The 24,213-nt window shown below is 56.2% G+C and carries 16 protein-coding genes; 6 read left to right on the forward strand and 10 right to left on the reverse strand.

Annotated features, from left to right (window positions below; genetic code table 11):
• Positions 1-45 precede the first annotated feature (45 nt).
• The 9 genes from RD1_RS17050 to RD1_RS17085 form a co-directional block, all read right to left on the reverse strand.
• A complete protein-coding gene (locus RD1_RS17050; protein ID WP_011569799.1) occupies positions 46-978 on the reverse strand; it encodes an SMP-30/gluconolactonase/LRE family protein in 933 nt (310 codons plus the stop codon).
• Entirely contained in the window at positions 938-1,702 is a 765-nt protein-coding gene (locus tag RD1_RS17055; RefSeq protein ID WP_011569800.1) for a cytochrome b561 domain-containing protein, read from the reverse strand. The genes RD1_RS17050 and RD1_RS17055 overlap by 41 nt, the downstream gene beginning before the upstream one ends.
• Positions 1,699-2,634, reverse strand: coding sequence for a carbohydrate ABC transporter permease (locus RD1_RS17060; RefSeq protein ID WP_011569801.1), 936 nt, complete (start codon positions 2,632-2,634; stop codon positions 1,699-1,701). Before RD1_RS17060 ends, RD1_RS17055 begins: the two co-directional genes overlap by 4 nt.
• The gene (locus tag RD1_RS17065; RefSeq protein ID WP_011569802.1) at positions 2,634-3,548 is read right to left on the reverse strand and encodes a carbohydrate ABC transporter permease; all 915 of its coding nucleotides are present in this window, start codon (positions 3,546-3,548) and stop codon (positions 2,634-2,636) included. Before RD1_RS17065 ends, RD1_RS17060 begins: the two co-directional genes overlap by 1 nt.
• A gap of 76 nt (positions 3,549-3,624) precedes the next feature.
• A complete protein-coding gene (locus tag RD1_RS17070; protein WP_011569803.1) occupies positions 3,625-4,953 on the reverse strand; it encodes an extracellular solute-binding protein in 1,329 nt (442 codons plus the stop codon).
• A 29-nt stretch (positions 4,954-4,982) separates the two neighbouring features.
• Positions 4,983-6,071 (reverse strand): ABC transporter ATP-binding protein, encoded by a 1,089-nt coding sequence (locus tag RD1_RS17075; protein ID WP_011569804.1) that lies wholly within the window; start codon positions 6,069-6,071, stop codon positions 4,983-4,985.
• A 97-nt stretch (positions 6,072-6,168) separates the two neighbouring features.
• Positions 6,169-7,137: a LacI family DNA-binding transcriptional regulator gene (locus RD1_RS17080; RefSeq protein ID WP_245897309.1), complete on the reverse strand. Its 969-nt coding sequence runs from the start codon at positions 7,135-7,137 to the stop codon at positions 6,169-6,171.
• 684 nt (positions 7,138-7,821) lie between these two features.
• The gene (locus tag RD1_RS21185) at positions 7,822-7,962 is read right to left on the reverse strand and encodes a hypothetical protein (protein WP_011569806.1); all 141 of its coding nucleotides are present in this window, start codon (positions 7,960-7,962) and stop codon (positions 7,822-7,824) included.
• 254 nt (positions 7,963-8,216) lie between these two features.
• The gene (locus RD1_RS17085; protein WP_105880272.1) at positions 8,217-10,787 is read right to left on the reverse strand and encodes a PA14 domain-containing protein; all 2,571 of its coding nucleotides are present in this window, start codon (positions 10,785-10,787) and stop codon (positions 8,217-8,219) included.
• A 173-nt stretch (positions 10,788-10,960) separates the two neighbouring features.
• Here RD1_RS17085 and RD1_RS17090 point away from each other — a divergent pair, with 173 nt between their 5' ends.
• The 6 genes from RD1_RS17090 (at position 10,961) to RD1_RS17115 (ending at position 20,976) form a co-directional block, all read left to right on the forward strand.
• Positions 10,961-12,688: an ABC transporter transmembrane domain-containing protein gene (locus RD1_RS17090; RefSeq protein WP_011569808.1), complete on the forward strand. Its 1,728-nt coding sequence runs from the start codon at positions 10,961-10,963 to the stop codon at positions 12,686-12,688.
• Positions 12,688-14,778, forward strand: coding sequence for a peptidase domain-containing ABC transporter (locus tag RD1_RS17095; protein ID WP_011569809.1), 2,091 nt, complete (start codon positions 12,688-12,690; stop codon positions 14,776-14,778). The genes RD1_RS17090 and RD1_RS17095 overlap by 1 nt, the downstream gene beginning before the upstream one ends.
• Before the next feature lies 1 nt (position 14,779).
• Positions 14,780-16,096 (forward strand): HlyD family type I secretion periplasmic adaptor subunit, encoded by a 1,317-nt coding sequence (locus tag RD1_RS17100; RefSeq protein WP_081432932.1) that lies wholly within the window; start codon positions 14,780-14,782, stop codon positions 16,094-16,096.
• A 183-nt stretch (positions 16,097-16,279) separates the two neighbouring features.
• The gene (locus RD1_RS17105; RefSeq protein ID WP_011569811.1) at positions 16,280-17,605 is read left to right on the forward strand and encodes an ABC1 kinase family protein; all 1,326 of its coding nucleotides are present in this window, start codon (positions 16,280-16,282) and stop codon (positions 17,603-17,605) included.
• A gap of 167 nt (positions 17,606-17,772) precedes the next feature.
• Entirely contained in the window at positions 17,773-18,537 is a 765-nt protein-coding gene (locus RD1_RS17110) for a hypothetical protein (RefSeq protein WP_011569812.1), read from the forward strand.
• Positions 18,538-18,693: 156 nt separating this feature from the next.
• Entirely contained in the window at positions 18,694-20,976 is a 2,283-nt protein-coding gene (locus RD1_RS17115) for a mechanosensitive ion channel family protein (protein WP_011569814.1), read from the forward strand.
• A gap of 136 nt (positions 20,977-21,112) precedes the next feature.
• On the opposite strand, the gene RD1_RS17120 is transcribed toward RD1_RS17115, so the two are convergent.
• Positions 21,113-24,208 (reverse strand): hypothetical protein, encoded by a 3,096-nt coding sequence (locus RD1_RS17120; RefSeq protein ID WP_011569815.1) that lies wholly within the window; start codon positions 24,206-24,208, stop codon positions 21,113-21,115.
• Positions 24,209-24,213: the final 5 nt, after the last annotated feature.

Here is a 24,213-nt window from a genome sequence, read left to right on the forward strand (position 1 = left end):
CGAATGTTCGGGCGTGTCATCCGATTTTCCCGCCGTAAAGCACCGTCAAAAACGGCCGTAGGGCGAGACACCGTTCACATTCAGGAAAACCGAATAAAGCGATGTGGTGCCACAGATAAACAATCGGTTCAGTTTTTCGCCACCAAAACAGACGTTGGCCACAAACTCCGGTATCAGGATTTTACCGAGCAGTTTCCCATCCGGGGACAGGCAATGCACGCCATCCGCCGCAGAGGTCCAGATGCGACCGTCCGTGTCCAGCCGGAACCCATCGAAAAAACCGCTGTCACAGGTGGCAAAGACATCGCCACCGCTCAGCGTGCCATCAGCTGCCACACTGTGGCGCCGGATATGCGCGGGGCCATCAGGCATATGTGTGCCGCCGGTATCCGCGATATAAAGCTGCGTTTCATCCGGGGAAAAGGCCAGCCCGTTCGGTTTGACATAATCATCGGCGACGATCCGAATGTCCCCGTTGGGATCGACACGGTAAACGTGACACGCCCCGATTTCACTGGGCGCGCGCCTCCCCTCGTAATCCATCATGATGCCGTAGGACGGATCCGTAAACCAGCTTGATCCATCGGATTTGACCACAACATCATTCGGCGAATTCAGCCGCTTTCCCTGGTAGCTGTCAGCGATCACGGTGATGGAGCCATCAGGCTCGGTGCGCGTCACCCGGCGGGACAGATGCTCGCAAGAAACCAGACGCCCCTGCCGGTCCACGCTGTGTCCGTTGGAATTGTTCGAAGGCTGGCGAAAGGTCGAAACACTGCCATCGGTGTCATCCCAGCGCAGAATCCGGTTATTGGGAATATCCGACCAAAGCAGGTAGCGCCCCGCCGCAAACCAAACAGGCCCCTCGGACCAGCGCGCACCGGTCCACAACCGCTCCACGCGCGCGTGACCGATCAGGCAATCGTCAAAGCTGGGGTCAATTGCGTTGAAGCCGGTCCCGTCGATCATCCCGAACATCGCGTTCTTCCTTCTGTTCATCAGGTATATTCATACGGCGCACGCCCCACCCCGGTGCCGCGCGCTGGTTGCCCGGATGCGCCGGGTCCGCGCCCCAGATGGCCTGATAGGTGTCCACGGCAAAACCCTTGCGCTGCAACACGATGAATGCACATAGCAGCATGCTCCACCACAGCCCCAAGGTCAGCCACATCCAATGCGGTGCATTCGCGTGCCACAGCCCGAAAATGATTGTCGCCAAGGCCAACAGGATCGCCGCATATCCAACAGATTTATGTGCATGTTCAAAGAACAGGCGCCATGGTGTCATGTCATAGTGATCCCCGCGCATGGTGCCGCCCGGCATGGTCGGCCCCCCCTTGTCACCGCGCATGAAGCCGAGCGTGACCTGCACAAAAAGGGCCGCAAGCACACCATAGCCCAGCCACCCGTGCCACGACAAAGGCCCGTCAGAAGAGACCCAGTAGAGCAAAACGAACCCCACGACGGAAAGCGCGGCAACCGTCAACTGCCCGAACAGATGACAGCGCCACCAGACCTGCACATCCAATTCGCGTGGCCAGTCCTGACCCGGCAAAACCTTGAAAAACCGCGCGATCAGAACGGCCAGCGGGGCAATCACGCCCCATGCAATGACCATTGTCCGCGCGTGCCATGAAACCGCAAAGCCGACATCATGCACCCGTGTCGGGTCAATCGGCGCAAGCAGCCAGTCCCACATCATCCCTTGACCGCGCCCGCCGTCATGCCGGTAATGATCTGACGGCTCGCAAAGAGCGTGAAGATGATCGGTGGGATGGCAAGCAGCATGCCAGTGGCCATGATCACGCCCCATTCGACATTGAATTCCGACATGTTGTTTACGATCAGAATGGGTACGGTGCGGGTATCACGATCACTCAGAGCCGAGGCCAGCAGGTATTCGTTCCATGCAATCCGAAAGGTAAAAATGGCCGCCGCCGCGAGGCCCGGTTTGATCAGCGGCAAAACGATCTTGAAAAACACCTGAAACGGGCCGGCCCCGTCCACGCGCGCGGCTTCTTCCAACGATCGTGGCACCTGAACAATGAAACTCTGGAGGATCCAGATCACAAAGGGCAGGTTCATCGCGACATAGATCAGGATGATCCCCGAATGCGTCCCGGCCAGACAAACATCACCGCGCCCGCCAAAGGTGTCGCGGATCATGCCGCCGATCAACCCATCGCGATCAAGGCAGAATTCATTGTTCCACAGCCCGAACACCGGCACCAGCAACACGGCGGGCGGGACCATGCGCACCATCAGCGTGCTCATCGACACTGTGTCACGGCCCATGAATCTGAACCGCACCAACGCATAAGCCGCCATACAGCCGATAATCAGCGTCAGCAGGGTCGAGATCAGCGCGATGATCAGCGAGTTGATGAATGCGCCCCCGAATTTCAACGAGCAGAAATCAAGGTGGTCGATTTCGTACCAGAGAATATCACATAGCGCTGTTTCATAATTCTGGATCGTGGGCAAAAACAACAAGCCCGTACCGCCCGACAGGATGTCGACATCCAGCTTGAACGAATTGACCAGCATCAACAGAACCGGCCCCACAGACATAAAGACCAGCGCCACGATGATGGCGTAAAAACCGACCGGTTGGCGTTCTTGTCTGGCGGCCATCAGCTGTCCTCCTCCTGAATCATGGCGTTCAGCCGGGCCGCGCGCGCCTCTTGCCAACGGGTGAAGGCGAACATGCCCAGGGTCAAAAACAGCAGCAGAATAAGCAGATAATTCGACATGGCCGCGGCCACCCCAAGTTCGCGAAACTCCGTCGCGGTGCGGGAAATGCGCAAGGCAAGGATTTCCGTGGACAGACCCGGCCCGCCTTCGGTCATCACAAGGATCACCTCGAGCACCTTGAAGGCATCAATCAGACGCAAAAGCGCGGTGACGATCAGCACGGGCATCATCAGCGGCAGTTTGATATGCCAGATTTGCTGCCAGCCGGTCGCACCGTCAATCCGCGCCGCTTCAAGTGCGGAGCGGGGCAAGGACTGCAGCGCTGCCAGTGACAGAATGAAAATGAAGGGCGTCCACTGCCAGATATCGGCAATGATGATCGACATCAGCGCATGTTCGCCCAGCCAGTCCACCCGGGGCAGACCCAGCTTGTCCAGAAAGCCGTTAAATGTGCCGATGGTCGGGTGGTACATGTAGCGCCACATCAGCCCCACCACCACCGGTGCGATCATCATCGGCAGAATGAACAATGTGCGCAAAATGGACATGCCGCGGATGTTGCGATCCAGCAGCAGCGCAAGGCCTACACCAATCAGCATCTCCAATGTCACAACGAAGAACGCAAACTTCAGCGTGACCACAAGGCTTTCGTGGAAATTCGGATCCCCCCAAAGGGTAATGTAGTTTTTCAGACCAACGAATTCGGCCTCGCCGATTGTCTGACTGGGGTTCCATTCGCGAAAACTGCCCCAGATCATGTAGCCCAGCGGATACATCAGCGCGATGGCCATGATGAGCACGGCAGGGGCCATGAACATGTAAGGCGTCAATCGGTTGGCCATGGCGATGCGCATGAAAACCACTCTTTTCCGGTTCAGCTAAAACAGGCCCGGGGCGCACAAAACAGCGCGCGCCCCGAACGCTGGGAGGTTACTGCCAGGTATAATAGCCGGCGTCTTCCATCACGGCGCGCGTCCGCTCGGCAACGCCGTCCAGTGCTTCCTGGATATCGAGATCTTCGGTCAGCACCTTGGACATCGTGGTGCCGATATCAGCGTTGATCTTGCCCCAGACGGGGATGATCGGGCGCCAGTCCGGGTCTGCATATTTCAGCGCCTCACCGAATGTGGCCGAGAACGGGAATTTCTCGTTCAGGCCGGGGTCCTGATAGGTGGAGAACCGCGAAGGGTTGCCGCCGGCCATCGCGACCTTGAGGTCCCCTTGTTTGGAGGTGAGCCACTGCATCAGCAAAAAGGCGGCTTCCTTGTTTTCAGCATTCTTCGGGATCGCGATTCCGAAGCCACCTGTCTGGCTGCCCCGGCGCACACCTTCGGGGTGCATGGCATAGCCGACTTTGCCCACAACCTTGGAGCGGTCAGGGTCTTCAAACCCGGGCATGAAGGCGATGGAGTCAAGGAACATGGCCGCCTCGCCGTTGGAAAAGGCCGCCGCCGCCTCGGATGGTCCAAAGCTGAGCGATCCTTCGGGGCCACAATCCACGATGGTCTTCAGCGCCTCGGCCGCCTGCTTGCCCGCGGCGTTGTTGATGATCGGGTTCCACGCATCATCAAACACGCGCCCGCCCAATGGCGCGAGGTGCAGCAAAAACGCATGGCTGGCCTGGTGTCCGGATGCGGCACGCGATGCCATACCGCCCATGCCGGGTTCCAGTTCGGGTATTTTACACGCCGCATCCAGCAATTGGTCGTAGGTTTCAGGCTTGGCGATCCCGTGCTTTTCAAAGATGTCCTTGCGATAGGCCAGCACGGAAGTTTCCGACCCGAAAGGTATCCCGAAGAGCGAGCCCGTCGGACCGGGCAGATAGCCTTTTTCCCCGCCCGCAACACCGATGTTCTGAACGTACCCGTCGATCAGGTCTTCGGCATCATAATTCGGGTCAGCCAGCTTGGGGTTCATGAAATATTTGGCAAGGTTTTCAAGCTGATCCGCGAAAACGTAGTCCGCCTTTGAAAACACAACATAGGAAATCAGGTCGTATTCCCCCTCGTCCTGCGCAAGCTCCAACGTCTGACGTTCGCGCATCTTGAGGTAGGGAAGTTGATCAACCTCAACCTCGATCCCGGTTTCTGCGGTGAACTCAGGCAGAACCTTCATTGCCGCATTGTAATGCGGGTGTGCGGGAAAGTTCACGATCAGCGTCGTGCCCGCGTATTCAGCATAAGGGTTAGCGAAAGCCGCACCCGTCATGAAGAGCGCAGCGGAAACGCTGATCCCTGCCCGTTTTAGTGTCGTATACATCTGGTTCCTCCCATAAAAAATTCAGGCCGCTACAGTGCAACCTCACTCTGGCGGTCAAAGAGATGTATCCCCCCTGAATTGACCGCAAACGTCAGCGTCTGGCCCAATGCGACAGGCGTGTCCGAGCCAAGTTCAACCATGATTTTTGCCCCGCCGCAGGTGCAGAGCAAAACAGACTGCGCACCTACGTATTCCGACACCATCACATGCAATTCCAACGCATGCTCCCTGTCGCAATCGGGCGCATAGGTCAGGTCGGATGGCCGTACGCCAATGATCACATCCTTGCTTTTGTTCCGCAGGGCCGCCGACGCCCTCTCGCCCTGCAGCAACAGATCAAACCCGTCACCCTTGGCATAGACCTTGTTGTCCCGCTGCTCGATTTCGGCGTTGAGAAAATTCATCGGTGGCATGCCCAGAAAACCCGCCACGAATTTGTTGACCGGGTGCTTGAACAGCTCTTCTGGGGTGCCCTGCTGCTGAATGTACCCACCATGCATCACCACAATCCTGTCCGCCAATGTCATCGCTTCGATCTGATCATGCGTGACGTAAATCATGTTCTTATGAACACGCTGGCTCATCAGTGCCAGTTCGGCGCGCATCTGACCGCGCAGCTTGGCATCAAGGTTCGAAAGCGGTTCATCAAAAAGAAATGTGCTGGCATCCCGTGTCAGCGCGCGCCCCATGGCAACCCGCTGACGTTGACCGCCTGATAGCTCACCCGGTTTGCGGTTGAGATAATCGCTCAACCCGAGGGTCGCTGCGACGGTGCGGACCTTTTCGTCGATCTCTGCCTTGGGACGCTTTTGCAGGCGCAAAGCGAAGGACATGTTTTTAGCGACGTTCATATGCGGGTAAAGCGCGTAATCCTGAAACACCATCGCCAGATCACGGTCTTTTGGCTCAAGTCGGCTGACGGGCCGCCCATCCACGTAGATTTCACCCTCTGTCACATCCTCAAGCCCTGCGATCATGCGCAACGTCGTGGATTTTCCGCAACCCGAAGGCCCGACAAGAACCGTGAATTCGTTATCGGCCATCTCAAGTTCGATGCCGTGCAAAACCTCTACGTCACCGTATCGCTTGATCAGGTTTTCCAGATGAATAGTCGGCATTCAGCCCGCACCTTATGTCACATTTTCACGCCACCGTATTGATTGTGACCGGTAACACAAGTAATTTTTGAAGGTGTCAGCTTCGTTTCTTTTAAATTCAGCCGGATTTGGTACTGCCGCGAAAGCTCAACTCGGCCTTCACAGCGACCGTCCTTGGGGCCGCGTTTGCGGCATACGCTTCAGAAAACAGGTCGGACAAAAGGGTCCCTGTCGCCTGACCGATACGTTTTGGGTCCACAATTACGGTCGTGATTGATGGGTTTGAAAACCGCGACACTTCAAAATTACCGAAACCCGCGACGCCGATGTCATCAGGCACCGATTTGTTCAACCCGGTCAGCGCGGACAAAACCCCGAACGCCGGAACATCCGAGACGCAAAAGATGCAATCCACATCCGGATACCGACGCAGCAGTTCCGGCGTTGCCACGGCACCATCCTGGATCGAGAGCGGCGGTTTTCCCAGTTGCAGGATCCGGTGTGCAGACAAGCCCGCAGCTTGCATGGCCTGCGAAAAGCCGCGCCGCCGCGCCGCGCCGCGTGTCCACGCGTCATCCGCTTCACCCAGAAAGGCGATGTTGCGATATCCACGCTGGATCAGCCCATGCGTCATTTCGGCCGCTGCCTCGCAGTTGGAAAACCCTATAGTGTGCCCGATGGGATTGTCCGGTCGTTCCCATAGTTCGATAACGGGAACATTGGCCTCGCCGAGCAATTGAATGGTTCTGTCAGAGTGGCCATCGTAGGACAAAACGATCGCCTCCGGCCTGCGCCGCATCATGCTTTCAACGAGCTTTTCCTCGCGTTCGACTGAATAATCCGTGTAACCGAGCAGGATTTGCTGACCAATTTTTTCTAGCTCTTCCGTCAAAGCCTGCACTGTCTCGGCAAAATGCAGGTTGTTCAGCGAGGGGACCAGAACAGCCACAAATCCCGATCTTTTCGTGGTCAGGCTGCCGGCCATTTGATCAGGCACGTAGTTCATATCGCGCACGAGTTGCAAAATGCGCTCACGTGTTTCAGATGAAATGGGACTGTTTTCGCGCAACGCGCGCGATACTGTCATACGGGAAACGCCTGCGGCCCGCGCAACGTCCCGCATTGTAACGGGCGATCTTGGCTTTGATGATTTGGGCAAGGTTAATCTACTCTTGTATCGCCGATCCCATACTGCGCAGAGTCGAACCATGTTGCAAGTAAAGCGCTGTGACGCTCATGGCGTTCGTTTGCTCGCTCGCGCGGCGGCACTGCGTTTGATGCTTTAGCCTGCCAACGGGGTGCGGTGGGTTTGGTGCTTTATAATGCTGGACTCGCCAGCGAAACACCTCAGGATCACCCGCGCAGAAAGAGCGTGACTGGTCCGCACCGATTCATTTTCCTCGCAGCAATCAAGCTGATGCACAACACAACAAAGGCAGTATCGCAGGCCATGATCAAGACACAGAAAACTGGACAGCCATCGCCTGCCTGATCAAGGCCTGTACAATCAACGGAAGCGAACCCTTAGGCTGTCAGTCCTGATTGCTAACCGCCATTTCTGGCAGGCAAAACAAACGGGCACCATCAAAAAACTGCCTTCGACCCGCGCCACTTCCGTCTATCCAGCGCAACAACCGCAACCTTGACAGCCTGTGTTAAAGACGCCTCGAGTATAAGCTATGGCCATTCCGGGCACCCTAGTCATGCCATTGAACGTCGGTGCGGCGAACACCATGAGACCAACTGGAAAATGCTATCACTTCCCAGAGCTTTACAGACCAACCTTGCGGTCGAATATCTTCTGCTCGGGGTTCAAAACCGTCGCACCGGTCGAGATGGCAAAAAGCAAGCGCATAAACGCTGTATTGGCGCGCGCAACCTCCTTGGAATGTTCGGAACGCGCTGGGGTCACTGCTCAGTCGTCTCATCCGAGGACGATCTGTGCGCTTTTGTCCTCGCCGGTTGCCTTACAGGTTTTGAGGCAGAAACAATGAACAGTGTTAGATCAATTCCTCGCAACCCCAACCTTTGCGCGAGTGGCAGCTGGCTCACAAGGATTGCCCCGCTTTCAAGTCCTCATAGAGCTTCTGAGTGTAACGCGGCTTACCGGCTGCCTGCACAAACGAGTCTCGGCACCTGACTTCGGTGGCTTACCGCAGCCACGTTTCACCAATCCTGTCGCTCATAGGTTTCCGCGACCTCAAACGTTTGTTCCGCGCCCTGACCGCTGGCGACAGCTTCGTCCAATATGTCGTCATCACCGGAACTGCTATCACGACCCCCGTCGGTCGCATCGGCGGACCACCCTGACGTCTGCTCGGAATCATCTGATTGTTCCAGCAGCACGAGATCTTCCTGACCTCCATTTCTCTCCAAACTTTGCTCGTCGGTGACAACACTGATCTGAAAGGACGTACTGACTTCCTGTTCGGAGCCGTTCAAGGCGTAAGAAGGCACTGACACATCAACATTTATATCGCCCAAGAAACCGGGAGGGGGCATGACTTCGATCAAATCGAGGTTCCAGCCCTCAAGCACAACATCATTCCCATCTGCGACCGCAGTCATATCACCACTGACCAGAATGGTGTCCGCAGGCAGACCAGACAGCGTGGCAGGTCCGTGAGACATAAAACCGGAGGTATCAAGACGAATGTCGATCGCGCCATTCTGCTCCGCAGTTAAATCACTATCCGCCTGAACAAGCTCCCGGCCATTTGTTCCCGGGCCGTCCCACTCCAGCTTCAACCCTGCAACGCCGTGGTTTTCAAAATAACGAATTTCGATTTCATGCGTCCCGGGCTCAAGCTCAATTTCGCCGGCGCGGGTCCGAAAGGAATGCAGCCCGTCGTCTTCAACCACTTCCTCACCATTCACGTAGAGGACAACGCCATCGTCACCACCGAGGTAGAAATTGTATACGCCGCCCTCCTCAACGGTAACGTCGCCCGTAATTCTTGCACCAAATGTATCCTTGGGACCACCCTCCCAGAACGATCCTGCACCGTTCTCATAATCAATTTCGCCGACGACTTCCTCATGCGTCGGCGTGCCAGACCAGTCGATCTGATCCAGCGCGCTCAAACTGTGGTCGACATCGAAATAGGTAGCTTTGAAACCCGTTTGGACATCTAGCTCAGGTGTGTACATGTCCAGAGCGTTGACCTTGAAACCCATCGGAGTTTGGCTTGTTGCAACACCACCACCCTCAAGCGTCACCGTCGTTTTCAAGATCGCAGAGACATCACCTGTAAAATCAACCGGTGGCGTGATTTGAACGACAGAAACATCCTTGCCAGAGATATCGATACTGCCTGTTTCGCCAACCTCTACGAGCTGGTCACCAAGCTGAACGATACTACCGTCGGGCAAGCCTTTTATCGTGTGAGATGTATTTTCATACCCTTGTTCAATATCCAGACGGACAGAAAGCGGCATGCCAGTCACCGTCTGCAGATCATCAACGGGTGGCGTCGTGACCAATTCACGGCCTTCAATTCCTGGTCCTTCCCATTCGAGCTTCAGGCCCGCGTGGCCGTAATTCTCAAAATAGCGTATCTCGATCACATGGGTGCCGGGTTCGAGGTCGATCTCGCCTGACCGCGTCCGGTAGGAATGCAGGCCATCATCCTCAATAACTTCTATGCCATTGACGTAAAGAACCACGCCATCATCGCCGCCCATGAAGAAATTGAACGTACCACCTTCTTCCACCTCAATGTTTCCGCTGATCTGTGCACCAAATGTATCTGTGGCGCCTCCCTCCCAGAAGGAACCCCTGCCATTGGTATAATCAATATGCTCTACGAGTTCCCGATGCGTTGGTTCTGCGCTCCAGTCTATATCATCCAGTTTGCGCAGGGTCTGGTCTACATCGAAATACCTGGCATGAAACCCGGCGTCGAGGCTGACCTCAGGCATATCAACAACATTCACAGAAAACTGCTCGGTTACGGTACCGCCTGCGCTATCTACTGCTGTGATCTCCAGCGTAAGACTGGCAGCATCATCCATGCTCAGGCTTTCGCCTTCCTTAAGTTTGACGACACCCTCCAGTATCTCGAACCTATCATCCGAAACAGAAAAACGGTGCACATCACCCACGTCAGCATCACTGACGCTCAACCGCCCCAGAACGGCCCCCTCGACGTTTTCCGCGATTGCAGCATTCGAAAGGTGGACTGCTTCGGGCGCGGCGTCCTCAGAACCCTGTGATTGAGTGGTCTCTGCGCTCATCTGGCCGCCCGCTGGCAGCTGCCGTTGACCCATTTGCGCGACCATCCCTTCTTCTTGGTCGATCACAGCGGCAGGGCTTTGGGCAGATGTCACCTGCGGAATGTCGAGGTTTTCGCCTGCGCGCGCCGAGCGGTTCGCGCTTGAGTGCGGCGCGGCATCCGTAAGTGAGAGCGCACCCTCGGTATAAGAAAACTCGCTCGCGCCAGGCCCGGCGGCGTTTGCCGGCAAGTCAGGCGTTGGTCCCGTGCCTAATTCGCTCTGTGATGCAATGGTGTCTTCTGCCCCGCCCTGCTGAGGAATCAAAGGCGCGGCACCGTCGAGGAACGCTTCGTTCGCCGTCTCAGGATCTTCGTCTTTGCCATAATGCAGCGATCCGCGTGCAGGGTCTTCATAAACCTGCCCTGCAGATTTCAGTGACTGCTCTGCGACCTTCTTTTTAAGATCTTCCGCGTCTGATTGTGGCGCACCTTGCGACCCGTCTGCATAGTCATCGTCAACCATTTGAACTTCCCACGTCAATTTTGGGCAGCATGAAAGAAACATGGAAAAAAAGTCTTAACGCGTTCTTTCAATACAGTTCAAAGTTTACTTATCTTTATGTTCATACGCAGTCAGGTTAAGTGATTTGTAAACGCACCGGCACTATCCAAATCCTGTAAGGAAAGTGGGCCGGCATGACCTCATCAGACGAAGCGACAGTAGCAAAAGAAATTCGGCCAAGGGTTGGCGCCGCCGTTTTGTCGGCCACTTTTGCTTTAAATATACTCGCGCTCGCCCTGCCGCTTGTTGTTCTGCAGATTTTCGACCGCGTGATCCCTTTCCAAGCGACTGAAACGCTCGTCATCCTTTTCTTGGGGATGTGTTTGGTCGCCATACTGGAATTCACATTGAAGTGGGCCCGCGTCGTCCTGTTAAGCAACGTTGGCGAGGTGTTTGACCAGACGCTGACAACTCGTTTCATGCAAACGAGTCTTAACGCCGATCCGACCGCTTTCGCCAAGGTGACACCGGCTGCGCATCTGGATCATTTTGGCGCAATTTCCCAAGTCAGAACCTTTTATGCAGGTCAGGGGCGAATTTTAGCGATAGATTTACCTTTCGCTGCACTGTTCGTTGCGATGATCGGTTTGATCGGTGGCTGGCTGGTTCTTGTTCCTTTGGCCAGTATTGCCTTGCTTATCATGTTCAAAATCGGGCTGAAGCAAGTCCAGTCCTCGGTTTTTGAGGAACGCAAGAAACTGGATGACAGGCGGTACTCCTTCCTCGTTGAGGTCCTGTCGCAAATCAAGACACTCAAAGCCAATGCGATGGAAGCCCAGATCAAACGACGCTACGAATTGTTGCAGGATCAGACCGTCGACATAAGTCAGCGCGTTATCAAGATTTCCGGCTTTTCGCAGTCTTTTGGCGCATTATTTTCGCAGATGGCCGTGGCGGCAATGGGGTTGTTTGGCGGATACCTGATTATAGTCGGTAATTTAGGTATCGCCGAACTTGCAGCCTGCATGCTTCTAAACGGCCGCACGATACAACCCATGTTAAAAACACTCAACCTGTGGGTTCAGTCTGAAAACCTATCGTTGTCCCGTTCAAAATTGGACGCAACTTTTGCGCTTCCCTCCCGTACAACGGCAAATGGAAACGAAACGCCGCTCGCGGGACGCGTTTGTTTTGAAGACGTTGCGCTGAAACACCCGACAAAGGATGGCTATCTCTTTCAAGGGTTAAACGCCGATATCATGCCCAATCAAAGCCTTGCTCTGCTTGGGAATGCGAGTTCGGGCAAATCCGCGCTTATGCAACTGATACTGGGCGAGAAAAAACCGACAAAGGGACGCGTGCTTGTCGATGGCGTTCCTGCACATGACATGATTCATGCCAGAGGCACCGGTGGAATTGGTTATGCCGACCAACAACCTGTTGTTTTTGCGGGTACGGTCCTCAGTAATATTTCCGCTTTCGGGGATGGCGAAAGCATTGCACGGGCGCTGGAGTTTTCAGAGCGTTTGGGGCTCGACAAAGCACTTCATCGTTTACCACTTGGCTACAATACGCTGATGCAAGACTGCCCGGCCTTAACGAACAACCAGGCAGCTTTGCTGGGGATTTCTCTTGTCAGGGCCATGGCGCTACAACCAAAAATCCTGCTTCTCAACGATGTCACTGCGACGATGGATAAAGTTACCCGCGATGGCTTTCTGTCGCTGATCAAGGACATTCACCAACACACGACACTCATAATCGCAAGTATGGACCAAGAGCTGCTGGAATACGCGGACGCAAGTTTGAATCTCAACCAACCTGAGGCCAAAAACATCGATGCTTGGATTGAAGACGGTCATGCCGACAGACGAGCGGCCAAACAATTGATGATCGGGCCCTTACAAGAGCGGAGCGCGTGATGGACAAAGCTGTTTCACCCAGCTTCAACCTGCTCAACCAATTGATGTCAGCTGCAGGTTGGCACAGCAGTCAAAATCGGTTGTTTGAAGCTGTGCCACACATGTCCGACGAACTCACTCCGTTTGACATGGTGAGCACATTTCGAAATCTGGGTGTCCCCACATCTTCGCAACGCTGCAAACTCAATGAAATAGAAGCTGACGATTGCCCTGCCTTGTTCGTTGATACCCAAGATTGCATGCAAGCAATTCTTGACGCCGACCAAGGCAACCTTCTCGTTTGCCAACTGGGAGACACCGACCCTCGCTGGGTCAAAGCAAGTAGTTTGGCGGGACGACTGGTCCGCCTTGAGCGGTTCCAAAACGAACAAAACGCGAAAACCAGGTATAGTTTCAGCCAGATTACCAGGCCCTTCAAAGGTCTGATGCCATGGTTGTTCATTGCCTCGTTCATGTCCAACTTGGCAAGTCTTGCAACACCCTTGCTGATAATGGTGATCTATGACCGTGTGATCCCGTCAGGCTCCGTTGACCTGATAACGTCCTTGGCTCTGGTAGCCCTCATTCTATTGGCAACCGACGCTGGTTTTCGCCTCATCAGATATCGGGTTATCGCTCATATGGGGCGCGAAACCGAACTTGGTCTTGGCCTCGCTTTGTTTCAAAAGATACTTGCTCTGCCGGTATCGCAAATCCAAAAGGCCAGCGTTGAACAACAATTGGCGAGGTTTAGACAGTTTGAAAGCCTGCGCGATGTATTTACCGGCCAGATTTTGGTGGCGGTACTCGACTTACCCTTCACACTGATTTTTCTGGCCGTTTTATACATTTTATCACCTCAAATCGCTTTTTTGATCGTAGCGCTGATCATCGTATTCGTTGTCATCACCTGCATTACCTTGCCGATACAAACGTCGCGCAACGCCAGTGCGGCAGAGCACAAAGCAGCTTTGCAAAGTTACATGTTTGAAACCGCGCAAAATCAACAAGCAATTCAGCGACTTGGCCTAATTGACCACTGGACCAAGCAAGGTGAAGCTATGAACCGGAAAGCTGCGCGCGCAACGCGTCTTGCATCACAACTCCAGTTGGTCACGCAAAACCTTGGCCAAAGCCTGATGGCAATCGCTGGATTGGGCGCCGTAATTCTTGGCACGCTCAGTGCCATGCAAGGCACTATGTCCTTTGGCGCTTTGATTGCCGTTTTGTCTTTGGTTTGGAAAGTGCTGACACCGCTACAGGCTCTTTATGCAAACTCAGCGCAGATTGTTTCGTTTCAAAACAGCAAGACGCAAAGTGACCGCGTTTTGAACCTGCCCGAAGAGATGGTACGCGGCGTAGCACAGAACCATCAGAAAACACTCAAAGGTCAGATTTCTGTTTCAGGCGTTACACATCGTTACGATTCCGCAAGCGCGCCGGTCTTGTCACAAGTATCAATGGACATCAAAGCAAACGAGTTTGTCGTGCTCGGTGGCAGCAGCAACAGCGGAAAGACAACTCTGTTGAACCTCCTGCAGGGCTTTTATCAACCCAGCTTGGGCTCAATTCAGATTGATGATCTGGATTTAAGGCACATCGCAGTCGATGACTTGCGACGCTCCGTGAGTTATTGCCTCTCACCGCCAGAGTTGTTTTACGGCACGATCTATCAGAATTTCAAACTGGCCGCACCGTCTTTAAGCCGGGATGACGTCATTGAGGCCCTTGTGCAGATGGACCTTCTCGAAGAAATCGACGGATTTACCGATGGCTTGGATACACGGCTATCCGAGGCGTTTCGCAGCACGCTGCCACTGTCAACCCTGCGAGCTCTGGGGATATCGCGCACGATCGCAAGGGGTGGTTCTGTTTGCATGCTTAATGAACCGTTCGCGGGTTTGGACACAAAGCACCGCGCTGCATTGCTCCGCACCATGCAAGACCTCAAAGGCTCTCGCACGTTCATCGTTGCGACGCAGGACATCAGTGTTGCCCAGTTGGCAGACCATTACATATTTTTGCAAAACGGCAGGGTCGTCGCGGATGACCTTGGCAATGCAGGCCTCAAAAAATTCAACGCTTTGTTAAACCGCACGGGAGCAAGTTGACATGACGCAGACCAAGTTGAAACGGGGCAAAAAGGGTGTTTTCGCGAAGTCTGACGCCCGCGCAGCGCGGCGGGGCCCGAAACTGGCCAGCCTGCTGATCCTGACGCTTGTTGGCTTTCTTGGTGGTTCCTTGTGGATGGCCGCCTCCACAGTCGTTCCTGAGTTGACACGCGCAAGCGGCGCGCTTGTTCCGACCGGAAGATACCACCAGATTCAGGCACCAGAAAGCGGGACAGTCGTTTCAGTTCACGTTCACGAAGGACAAGTGGTTCAAACCGGTGACGTTTTGGCTGAGCTATCCTCCGCATCCCTGGACCAACTCGAACAAAACCTGCGCCAAGAGCTTCTGGCGATTGAAACAAAAGTGAAAAATTTTCAGGCAATAATTGCAGGTGTTACAACCGACAATCCGACGACTGAGCCCTTGTCCAATCCTGAGATGGAGTTTGCTGATACCCAACTGCAACTCTTTGAGAGCAGACAGCGCGCGCAGAAGGAATTGATAACAAGGCTGGAAGAAACGCTCGCAACGCTTGAGCGTGCGCGAAAACTAGCCGAAAAGCGCGTGATCGCCAAAACACTGTCAGTCCAAAAAGATGAAGACCTGTTCAACAAAGGGCTGACCACTTCGCGCGATCTTGATGCGCAAAAGGACCGACTGGACCAATTGCAGGCGCGCCTCGTTGATGTAGATGTACGACTGTCCCAACTTCAAAAGGAGGTTAGCCTTTCGCAATCCTCGGTCGTGCAAAACCGCCTGTCTATGGAGGAAAAATACACCGAAAAGCTGTTTGAACTGGAATTGCAACGCGAGGCGCTGAAGGGTCAATTGGAAACCGTTGTGCAACAACGCGACAAGCTGAAATTACGCTCGCCCGCAAACGGCGTTCTACACGCAATTGGCTTCCCAAATCCGGGCGAAATCGTGAATGTTGGGGACGTACTTTTTGAACTTCTTCCAACTCAGCAAAGCCTTGTTGCAGAGATTGAAGTGAACCCATCTGACATCGGTCATGTTTCAACGGGTGATCCGGTTGCATTGAAGTTCGACACCTTCGATCCGAGACGATACGGGCAAGTGGAGGGCGAAATCATAAGTATCTCACCTAATTCGGTGATGGATAGCGATACGGGTCAAGAACACTTTCGTGCCACTGTTGCCTTGGGCAACGCCTCGATAGGTGAAGGTGTCTGGCAAAGGGATTTGAAATCCGGCATGACTGCAACGGCCGAAATTGTGACTGATGAACGAACGGTATTGGCATATCTGCTAAAACCAATCAGCCGTTCGCTGGAAAACGCATTTGGGGAGAGGTAGCGCTCGCAATTTCCATATCCGTCACAGCCTAAGCACTCACACAGGCAAACTCGGCATCTGTCCAAGGCGGTAACCGATTTCTCGAACGTTTTTCTCGCACCCGTTACCCGCACTCCCGCTCAGTCACGCTAAAATGGCACGAACCTCCATTGCCGTGCGGTACTTGCCACCTACGTCAAGCCCATGATTGATAGAGCTGACGATCCCCGCGCCTTGGCCGTCCCGTCAGGGCGTATCGCCCGTTTGGGCCGTCTGAGTTCCATGACAGCCGGCGTGGCCGGGAGTATGGCCGTAAACGGCTTGGCGCAGCTCGGCCAAGGTCAGCGCCCTTCGATGCGGGATCTGTTGCTTACACCGCAGAATGTCACGCGCGTTGCCAATCAACTGGCAAAGATGCGCGGCGCCGCGATGAAAATCGGTCAATTGATGTCAATGGATACGGGTGATGTTTTGCCACCTGAACTCGCGCAGATCATGGCTCGACTGCAAGATGATGCACATTTCATGCCGCCGGCACAACTCAAACAGGTACTTGCTGCAAATTGGCCTGAAGGCTGGCTGCAAAAATACAAGAAATTCGACGTCCGCCCCATTGCCGCGGCGTCCATCGGGCAAGTGCATCGTGCGCAACTGAAAGACGGGCGTGATCTTGCAATCAAAGTGCAGTACCCCGGTGTCGCAAGGAGCATTGACAGCGATGTGGCAAATGTCGGCGTTCTGATGCGGATGTCAGGCCTTTTGCCGAAAGGCTTCGAACTCGCCCCTTATCTGGAAGAAGCGCGCAAACAACTGCATGATGAAACCGATTACGTATTGGAAGGCGCGCAACTGATGCGTTTTGGCACACTGCTGCGCAATGATCCGGCCTTCATCATACCGGAACTATACCGCGATTGGACAACAGCCGGCATTCTTGCCATGAGCTATGTCGAAGGCGAACCCATCGAAAGCGCGCAGGATGCGCCGCAGGAGACGCGCAACCGGATTGCGAAACATCTGATTGAATTGACGTTGAAAGAACTCTTCGAGTTTGGTTTGATGCAAACCGATCCGAATTTCGCAAACTATCGATATCAGCCTGACACGGGCCAAGTCGTCTTGCTTGACTTTGGCGCAACGCGCACGCTCGATCCGGTCGTCGTGCAACAATACCGTGTGTTGATGCGCGCCGGGTTGCAGGACGACACAGCCGCGATCTTTCAAACGGCACAGGACATTGGCTTTTTTGCCGCCGACACGCCGGAGGTACACAAAAATCGGATCGTGAAGATGATCCGGCTCGCCTTTGGCGCCCTGCGCGACAGCACAGAGTTTGAATTTGCCGCAACCGACCTGTCGCAACAGATGCAAACCGAAGGCATGGCACTGGCCCAGGAGGGGTTCGTACCGCCGCCCTTGCCAATTGATGTCCTGTTGTTGCAGCGAAAATTTAGCGGCGTCTTCCTGCTTTGCGGACGCTTGGGGGCCAAGGTCGATTTGTCATCTCTTTGGGAGGCTTATGTTACGTAAGCGCAAATGCAAAAGGCGTTGCCGGACTGGGATGCCTGGGAGCGATCCGACGCAGAGGTCAAGACAAATAATGCTTAAATGTTGGAACCGGGTATTATGGTTTCCAGCGCACCGACGAGGCAGGGAATTACGCGCGGGTTAGGGCGCCGCAAAACGGAGGGTCTGTCATGTATCGTTTCGTCATCCTGTTTGTTCTGAGCTTCGCTGGTCCGGGATCTGCATTGGATTTGAAACTGACCGGACAGTTCGATCTGAATTACCCGTCCAGCCTTGATTATGACCCGGCTTTTTGCGGGCTATGGATTGCCAATGAAGGCCCCGAAGCCATTCTGATGACGCTTGACGGGCTGGAACTGCGCCGCATTTCCTCCGGGCTTTCAAGGATCAAGGCGATCACGCTCGAAGGGGATAATCTGCTCGTGGCCGATGGCGCCGGGCGGTTCCAGCGCATCACGAAAAATGGCGCAGCGCTGGCTGATCCGTTCCGGATTTCGTCGCAATGGGCTGATACCGAAGGCCTGGCGGTGGACGCAGATGGCACGCTGATCATGGTTGAGGACGACCCCGAATACCTGACCTGGATGACCCCATCCGGCGAAATTATCCGCCGCATCGACACCATGACACTGACGCCCCCTTTGAGCGAAGCACAAGGCATCGCCCGTGACCCACGCAGCGGGCACCTTCTGATCGTTGACGATATGGAGGGCACCAACAGCCTGTACGAATTTGATGCTGACGGCCAGTTGCTCGCCACCGCGTCGCTGCTGGAATATGGCATGGACCCCGAAGGCATTGCGATACGTCCCGGTTCGAACCAGCTGTTCATCGCATTTGACAGCGGGACAAGCATTGCAAGTTTCGAGTATACGCCCACGCTGCCAGAGGGCGCAGAGCCCCTGCCGCCGGGCGCGGATTGCGCATTGATGTGACTGCGCGCGCGGCAAAAAAACGCGCCGGACACGCGCAAAACCGCCGAATTGGGCCACAATCGGTGCAGTTAAACGCGCAGCATTTGTTTGCACTTACCGGTTGCAAAGAAAACAGATGATGCTTAAGGCCAAAAGAGTAACCGCAGGAAGAATTGCATGCTCACTCGTTTCGCGCTGCCCTTAATTGTCTTTATTTCTTTGCTTTTCATCGCAATTGCGGCCCCCGGACCGGGACTTCATGCACAAACAGTAGATGGTGAGGCTGCCGCGACACAGATGCCAGAACCGCTGTCGTCTGAAGCCATTCGCGAAATGGTTGCGCGCATGTCCGATGATCAGGTGCGCGTCATGTTGTTGGAGCGGCTGGATGCGGTCGCGACGGAATCCACCGAGGAAACGGTTGAGTTTCAATCACTTGCCGTGACACTGACGCGGACATGGGAAGCGTTCTACACCCCCGTGGTCGAAGCGGTGCAGCGCATTCCGATCCTCTTTGCACGCCAGATCGAAGCCTTCGCCACCTTTGCAGGCAGTTTCGGCGCAAGCGGACTGGCGGTTTTATTCGGGCTTTTGGTCGGCATCCTTGCTCTGGGCTATGCGGCCGAACTCTTGGTCACCAAAACGTTGGAACGGCGCACAAAAAAGACGCTTGCGCAAGATACAGGTTCGCTGCGCGACACGCTGGTTTTTCTGGCCAAGCGCTTTGGCCGCGAAATTCTGGGCCTCGCCGTTTTCTACATCGTGATCCGCATCATCGGCGCGTCGTTCCTGAGCCCGCAGCAGATTGCCATCCTTGCACCGGCCGTTCGTCTTTTGATCCTTATACCGAGGCTGATTGCGGCGCTGTCACGCTTTGCACTTGCGCCTTACGAGCCGCAATATCGTCTGGTGAGTGTGAATGACCATTGGGCGAAATACCTGCATCGCAACCTGATCGGGTTGGGTCTGCTGGGCGGATTCACCATGTTTATCATCGGGTTCAACGCCCAGTTCGGCGTGCCCATCGGCGAGACGCGTCTGGGGTTCTGGCTCACGCTGGCGCTGCACATCTACATTATTGTCATTGCCTGGACAGCCCGCGAAGGTCTTGTGGAAATGATGCTGGGCAATGACCCCGACAGAACCAGATATGACGTTCAGGTGGCGCAATTTTATCCCATGTTTGCGATCTTTGTATCCGCCTTTATCTGGGTGGTTTCGACGATCGTGGCAGGCTTTGGCAACATCGCGTTGCTGCTCAAGGCACCGCACTACACAACGATGTTCTGGCTGCTCATGGCTCCGATCATTGACACGATCATCCGCGGTCTGGTGCGCCACCTCCAACCGCCGATGATCGGTGAAGGCCCCGTGGCAGAGCAGGCGTATAAGTCCAACAAACGCAGCCTGATCCGCATCGGGCGCGTGCTCGCCTTTGGGATGATCGTGCTGATTATCGCAAGTGCGTGGGAAATTGACCTGTCCAACGTGGGTGCAAACAGTGCAGGTGAACAGTTCATCGGCAATCTGGTTGAGTTTCTGGTGATCTGTGCGATCGGCTACATCGTGTTCGAACTGATGTCGCTGTGGATCAACCGACGCCTTGCGCGCGAGCAGTCCTCCAGCATGACATCTGATCAGGAAGCCGGTGAAGGCGGCGGCGCGGGTGGCTCGCGCCTCGCAACGGTTTTACCTCTGGTTCTGATGACCGCGCAGATTGCGATTGGTGTGATCTTTGGGCTGCTTGCCATCGGCACGTTGGGTATTGATATCACGCCCTTGCTGGCCGGGGCCGGGATTTTGGGTCTGGCCATCGGTTTTGGCGCGCAGAAACTCGTCACCGATATCGTGTCGGGCGTTTTCTTTCTGATTGATGATGCTTTCCGCGTTGGTGAATATGTGGACGTGGGCGGGACAATGGGGGCGGTCGAGAAAATCTCGATCCGTTCCATGCAATTGCGCCACCATCGCGGCAACGTGCATACGATCCCCTATGGCAGCGTGGAAAAGGTGACGAACTTCAGCCGTGACTGGGTCATCATGAAACTGATGTTCACCGTGCCCTTTGACACCGACCCCAACAAGGTCAAGAAGATCTTCAAGAAGATCGGCGCAGAGATGCTCGAAGACCCGCTCTTCAAGAACGATTTCCTTGAGCCTTTCAAAAGCCAAGGGGTGTTTCAGTTTGACGATGTGGGCATTGTCATGCGCGGTAAGTTCATGGCAAAACCCGGCACGCAATTCACCATCCGCAAGGAAATCTACAACCGTGTACGCAAGGAATTCGAGGCAAATGGCATCGAATTCGCCCGTCGCGAAGTGCGCGTTGCACTGCCCGGTGTAGATGATCAGGACGGCATGACCGAAGAGCAACGCACCACCATCGAGGCCGCCGCAAGCGGTGCGGTTCAGGCACAGGTGGAGCAGGAAGCAGCCGAGGCCGCAGCGGCCAAGAAATAGCCAGCACTTGTCACGTCTGACTAAGAACCCGGCACATCATCTATCACATAACGCGTTGAAATCTCTGATTTCAGGCAGCGTTATATGATCGGTGTATTTCGCATGACGCTCTAGAATACCTGAACGCCACTTTACCTCAGGCCAAAAGGGCTGCGAGAAACAGCGACAGGTTGGCGCCGTCACTGCCGTCGGGGTCTGCAACCTCCGCTGTCTGCGCAATCACAGCAGCGTCTGTCGGCCCGTCCCAGTTTGGTTCTAACCGGCCAAGCCCGCCCTGTTCGACAAGGTCCCGCACCAATGAAAATGCCGCAGCCGGGCGCTGCAAGCGGATGAAATCGGACGATGGCAGCCCGCTGGCGTCTCTGGGCGAAATGCCAAGACGTGCCGCCATCGACTGGATACGCTGATTTCTGACCTTGGCGCTATAGCCCTGCGCGATGGCGTGATCGACAGAGGCGACCGCCGCGCTGCCATCAAAACTGACGCCGCGCCTGCGCAGATGCGTGGCACCGGTCAGCGAATAGACATCATCCACAACGACAGTCGTACCCTGCAACCGTGCCGCCCGTCCCGGAAAGGCCCCCGGGTGAAAGGCGACGACACGATCGGCGGCCACGCTTTGTAACGCCAGAAGTGCTTCGTTGCGCAATTGGATCGCGGCGCGCACAAATGGCGGATCGACAAAATCGGTCTCGCGCGGCGTGCACAGTATGACCTTGAGCCGTGGTTGCACAGCCAGACGGTCCGCCAGTATCTGGATCAGGTCGACCGTGACCGCGCCACTGCCAGCACCGGTATGGACCGTGCGGGCCAGGCCTGCGGTTTCCACATAGACCAGCTCCTGCGCCTCGTGAAAGGCGCGTGCCAAAGACCACAGCGCATCGCGCGCGCCATGGACCGACAGCTCATATTCGCGGCGCAACTCGTTCAGCAAGCGGTTGCCGTTGGTGACATCCACCGTGGGGGCCGGCAGGCCCAAAGCAGCGGCCACATCATTGATCACCGTTTGCAAATCAAGCGGGGTGGCTGAGTTGAGCGGGTTGCCATCAGGCAACAGCGACAGTTCTGGCGTTTCAGCCACCGCCGCGATGGAGTGCAGCAAAACGCCCGATGATGTGGCGCCCGCTGGCGCCGCACCTGCCCGTACCGGCGGGTTCATGTTATCCCCGCCCGACATCGCCAGCCAGCCCGGTGCCTGCCCGACAGGAGGTCCACCGGGCAAGGGAATGAACGGCTGCACGCGGCGCACTGCGTGGCGTGCGAGGTCATAGCCAAGCGCCCCCTCGACCCGAACGGCGCTGCTGTGGGTATCGGGTCCGGGCGGGTTGCCCGGGTTGCCCTGCGCATGGCTGGCTGACATCGTGTCGCGCGACCAGGGTGCAGCACTCAGCACCCCGTCCCAGTCAAGCCCGGCGCTTACGTTGGCCGAACCGATACCACTGACGACGATGCCTTCGAGACGCCCCATGGTCGGCAGCCTCGGCCCGGTGCGCGGCACCGTTTCGGACGCAAGCGCACGCGCGGCATCCACAGGCGTGCCCGCGGCGCCGTCATCCGGCCCGTCATCCGTGCCGAAAATCGGAACCGGGGCTACCGATTTCAGATTGTCGGACAGCCCACCCATACGGTCGAGCGCGGGCGCGAAAACATCGGGGGGCAAGGCGGCAGGCCCCGGCGCAATCAGCAAGGTGCGCGCAGCAAACAGGCGGCGGTTCTGGCCACGCGGTGTGACCACCAGATCAAAGACCAGCGTTGCCGGATCGGGTTTGGGATCCCCTGCGCCTAACCCAAGCGGATTATGCACCCGGATGAGCGTCGGCTGGGTTGCCACGGCGATTGCCGCCCCGCCATCGCCTCGCTTGAAAGATGGTGTCTCTCCGATAGCGGGAATGGAAACGAACTGCTGGGAATAGAGCCTGACGGCGCTGCCATCGGGCACCGCGTCGGCCGGGATCTGCACGATCACGTCTTCATCAGCGCTCCATGTCGCCGTGGCGCCCACGATTGGCGCCGGGTTCGGCCCGAACATGCCAGCGCCCGCCGGGGTGGGAAACGCGGGCCAGCGGGCCGCGGCACCGGGCGCAGCAGGCGTTGGGACCTCATCTTCGATGATCGGTGCGACGACAAACATGAGCGGGTCGCCGGGGGCCCCCTCGACCCGCGCCAGCACAGCATCCGCACGTGCCATCAGGTCGGGGCCATCGACCACATAGTCAATCACAACTTCGCTGCGCACCTGCGGTTTCAGATCGGAGGGCATGTCGCCATCCTCGCCCGGCACGCCCGCAACGGCGCTTGTGGTGCGGTTGCCCCGCAGATGCCAATCCAGATCAACCGCATAGGCGCGCAGGAATTGGCGCGGCAACGATATGCCACCCGGCAGCGCAGGCTGCGTCAGGGGCCCTGCCCCCATGGTGCCACCGGTTGCCCATCCCAACCGCATGCGGCTTGCGGCATTCGCCCCCGTGGCCGCAACCGTTTCAGCCGCGGCCAAAGTCATCAGACCCGACGCATTAGGCACACCTGTCGACGTGGTATCTGCCGCCTGTTTTTCGATGCCAACGTCACCCAGATGCCCCACAAAGGGTGATCCGTGCAAATCCACCACCTGCACCAGAACGCCCGTGCCCGCGCCCAACCCGGTCGCAATCGTCCCAACGCCGCCCGGCCCGCCCGTGCCCGCGCCATTTGAGAAATCGAGGGCCGGAAAAGTCGTGATCAGATCATCAAACAATGCTGCGATCGAAATCGGGTCAATGATCAAGCCGCGTGCGTCGTGAAAACTCATGGGTTCCGTGCGACCAAGACTCTCACCCGGCTCATAGGTTTGCGGCGACCGGTCCGGCGTCGGTACCGCGCCTGTAAAGACCAGCGTCTCCGGCACGGGGCGGTGGTGCGGCGCAGGGGCCACGGCATAGCGTGCCATCAGGCGGCTGAGGCGCTCAACGGCTTGAGGATGCAAACGAAATGCCGCAACCGGCCCGGCAATCCCCGCCCCCGTGACATCACGAAATTCATGCCCCTGATCCAGATACTCAAGCGTGCCGCGAAATGGGGCCAGCGCGTTGCCCGATGGCGTCAATCGCAGCGTGTTTGCATCAAAGGCCGGGTTGGCGCTGCCCCAGACATTGGACAGGCGCGCCATGGTCAGGCCCAGAGCATCCAGCCCATTATCCTGCAGGGCCTGTGCAGCGGCCTGCGGTGTCAGCGTAAAGACGTTAAGCTGTGTCATTAAGC

This window comes from Roseobacter denitrificans OCh 114 (assembly GCF_000014045.1).
Classification (GTDB): domain Bacteria; phylum Pseudomonadota; class Alphaproteobacteria; order Rhodobacterales; family Rhodobacteraceae; genus Roseobacter; species Roseobacter denitrificans.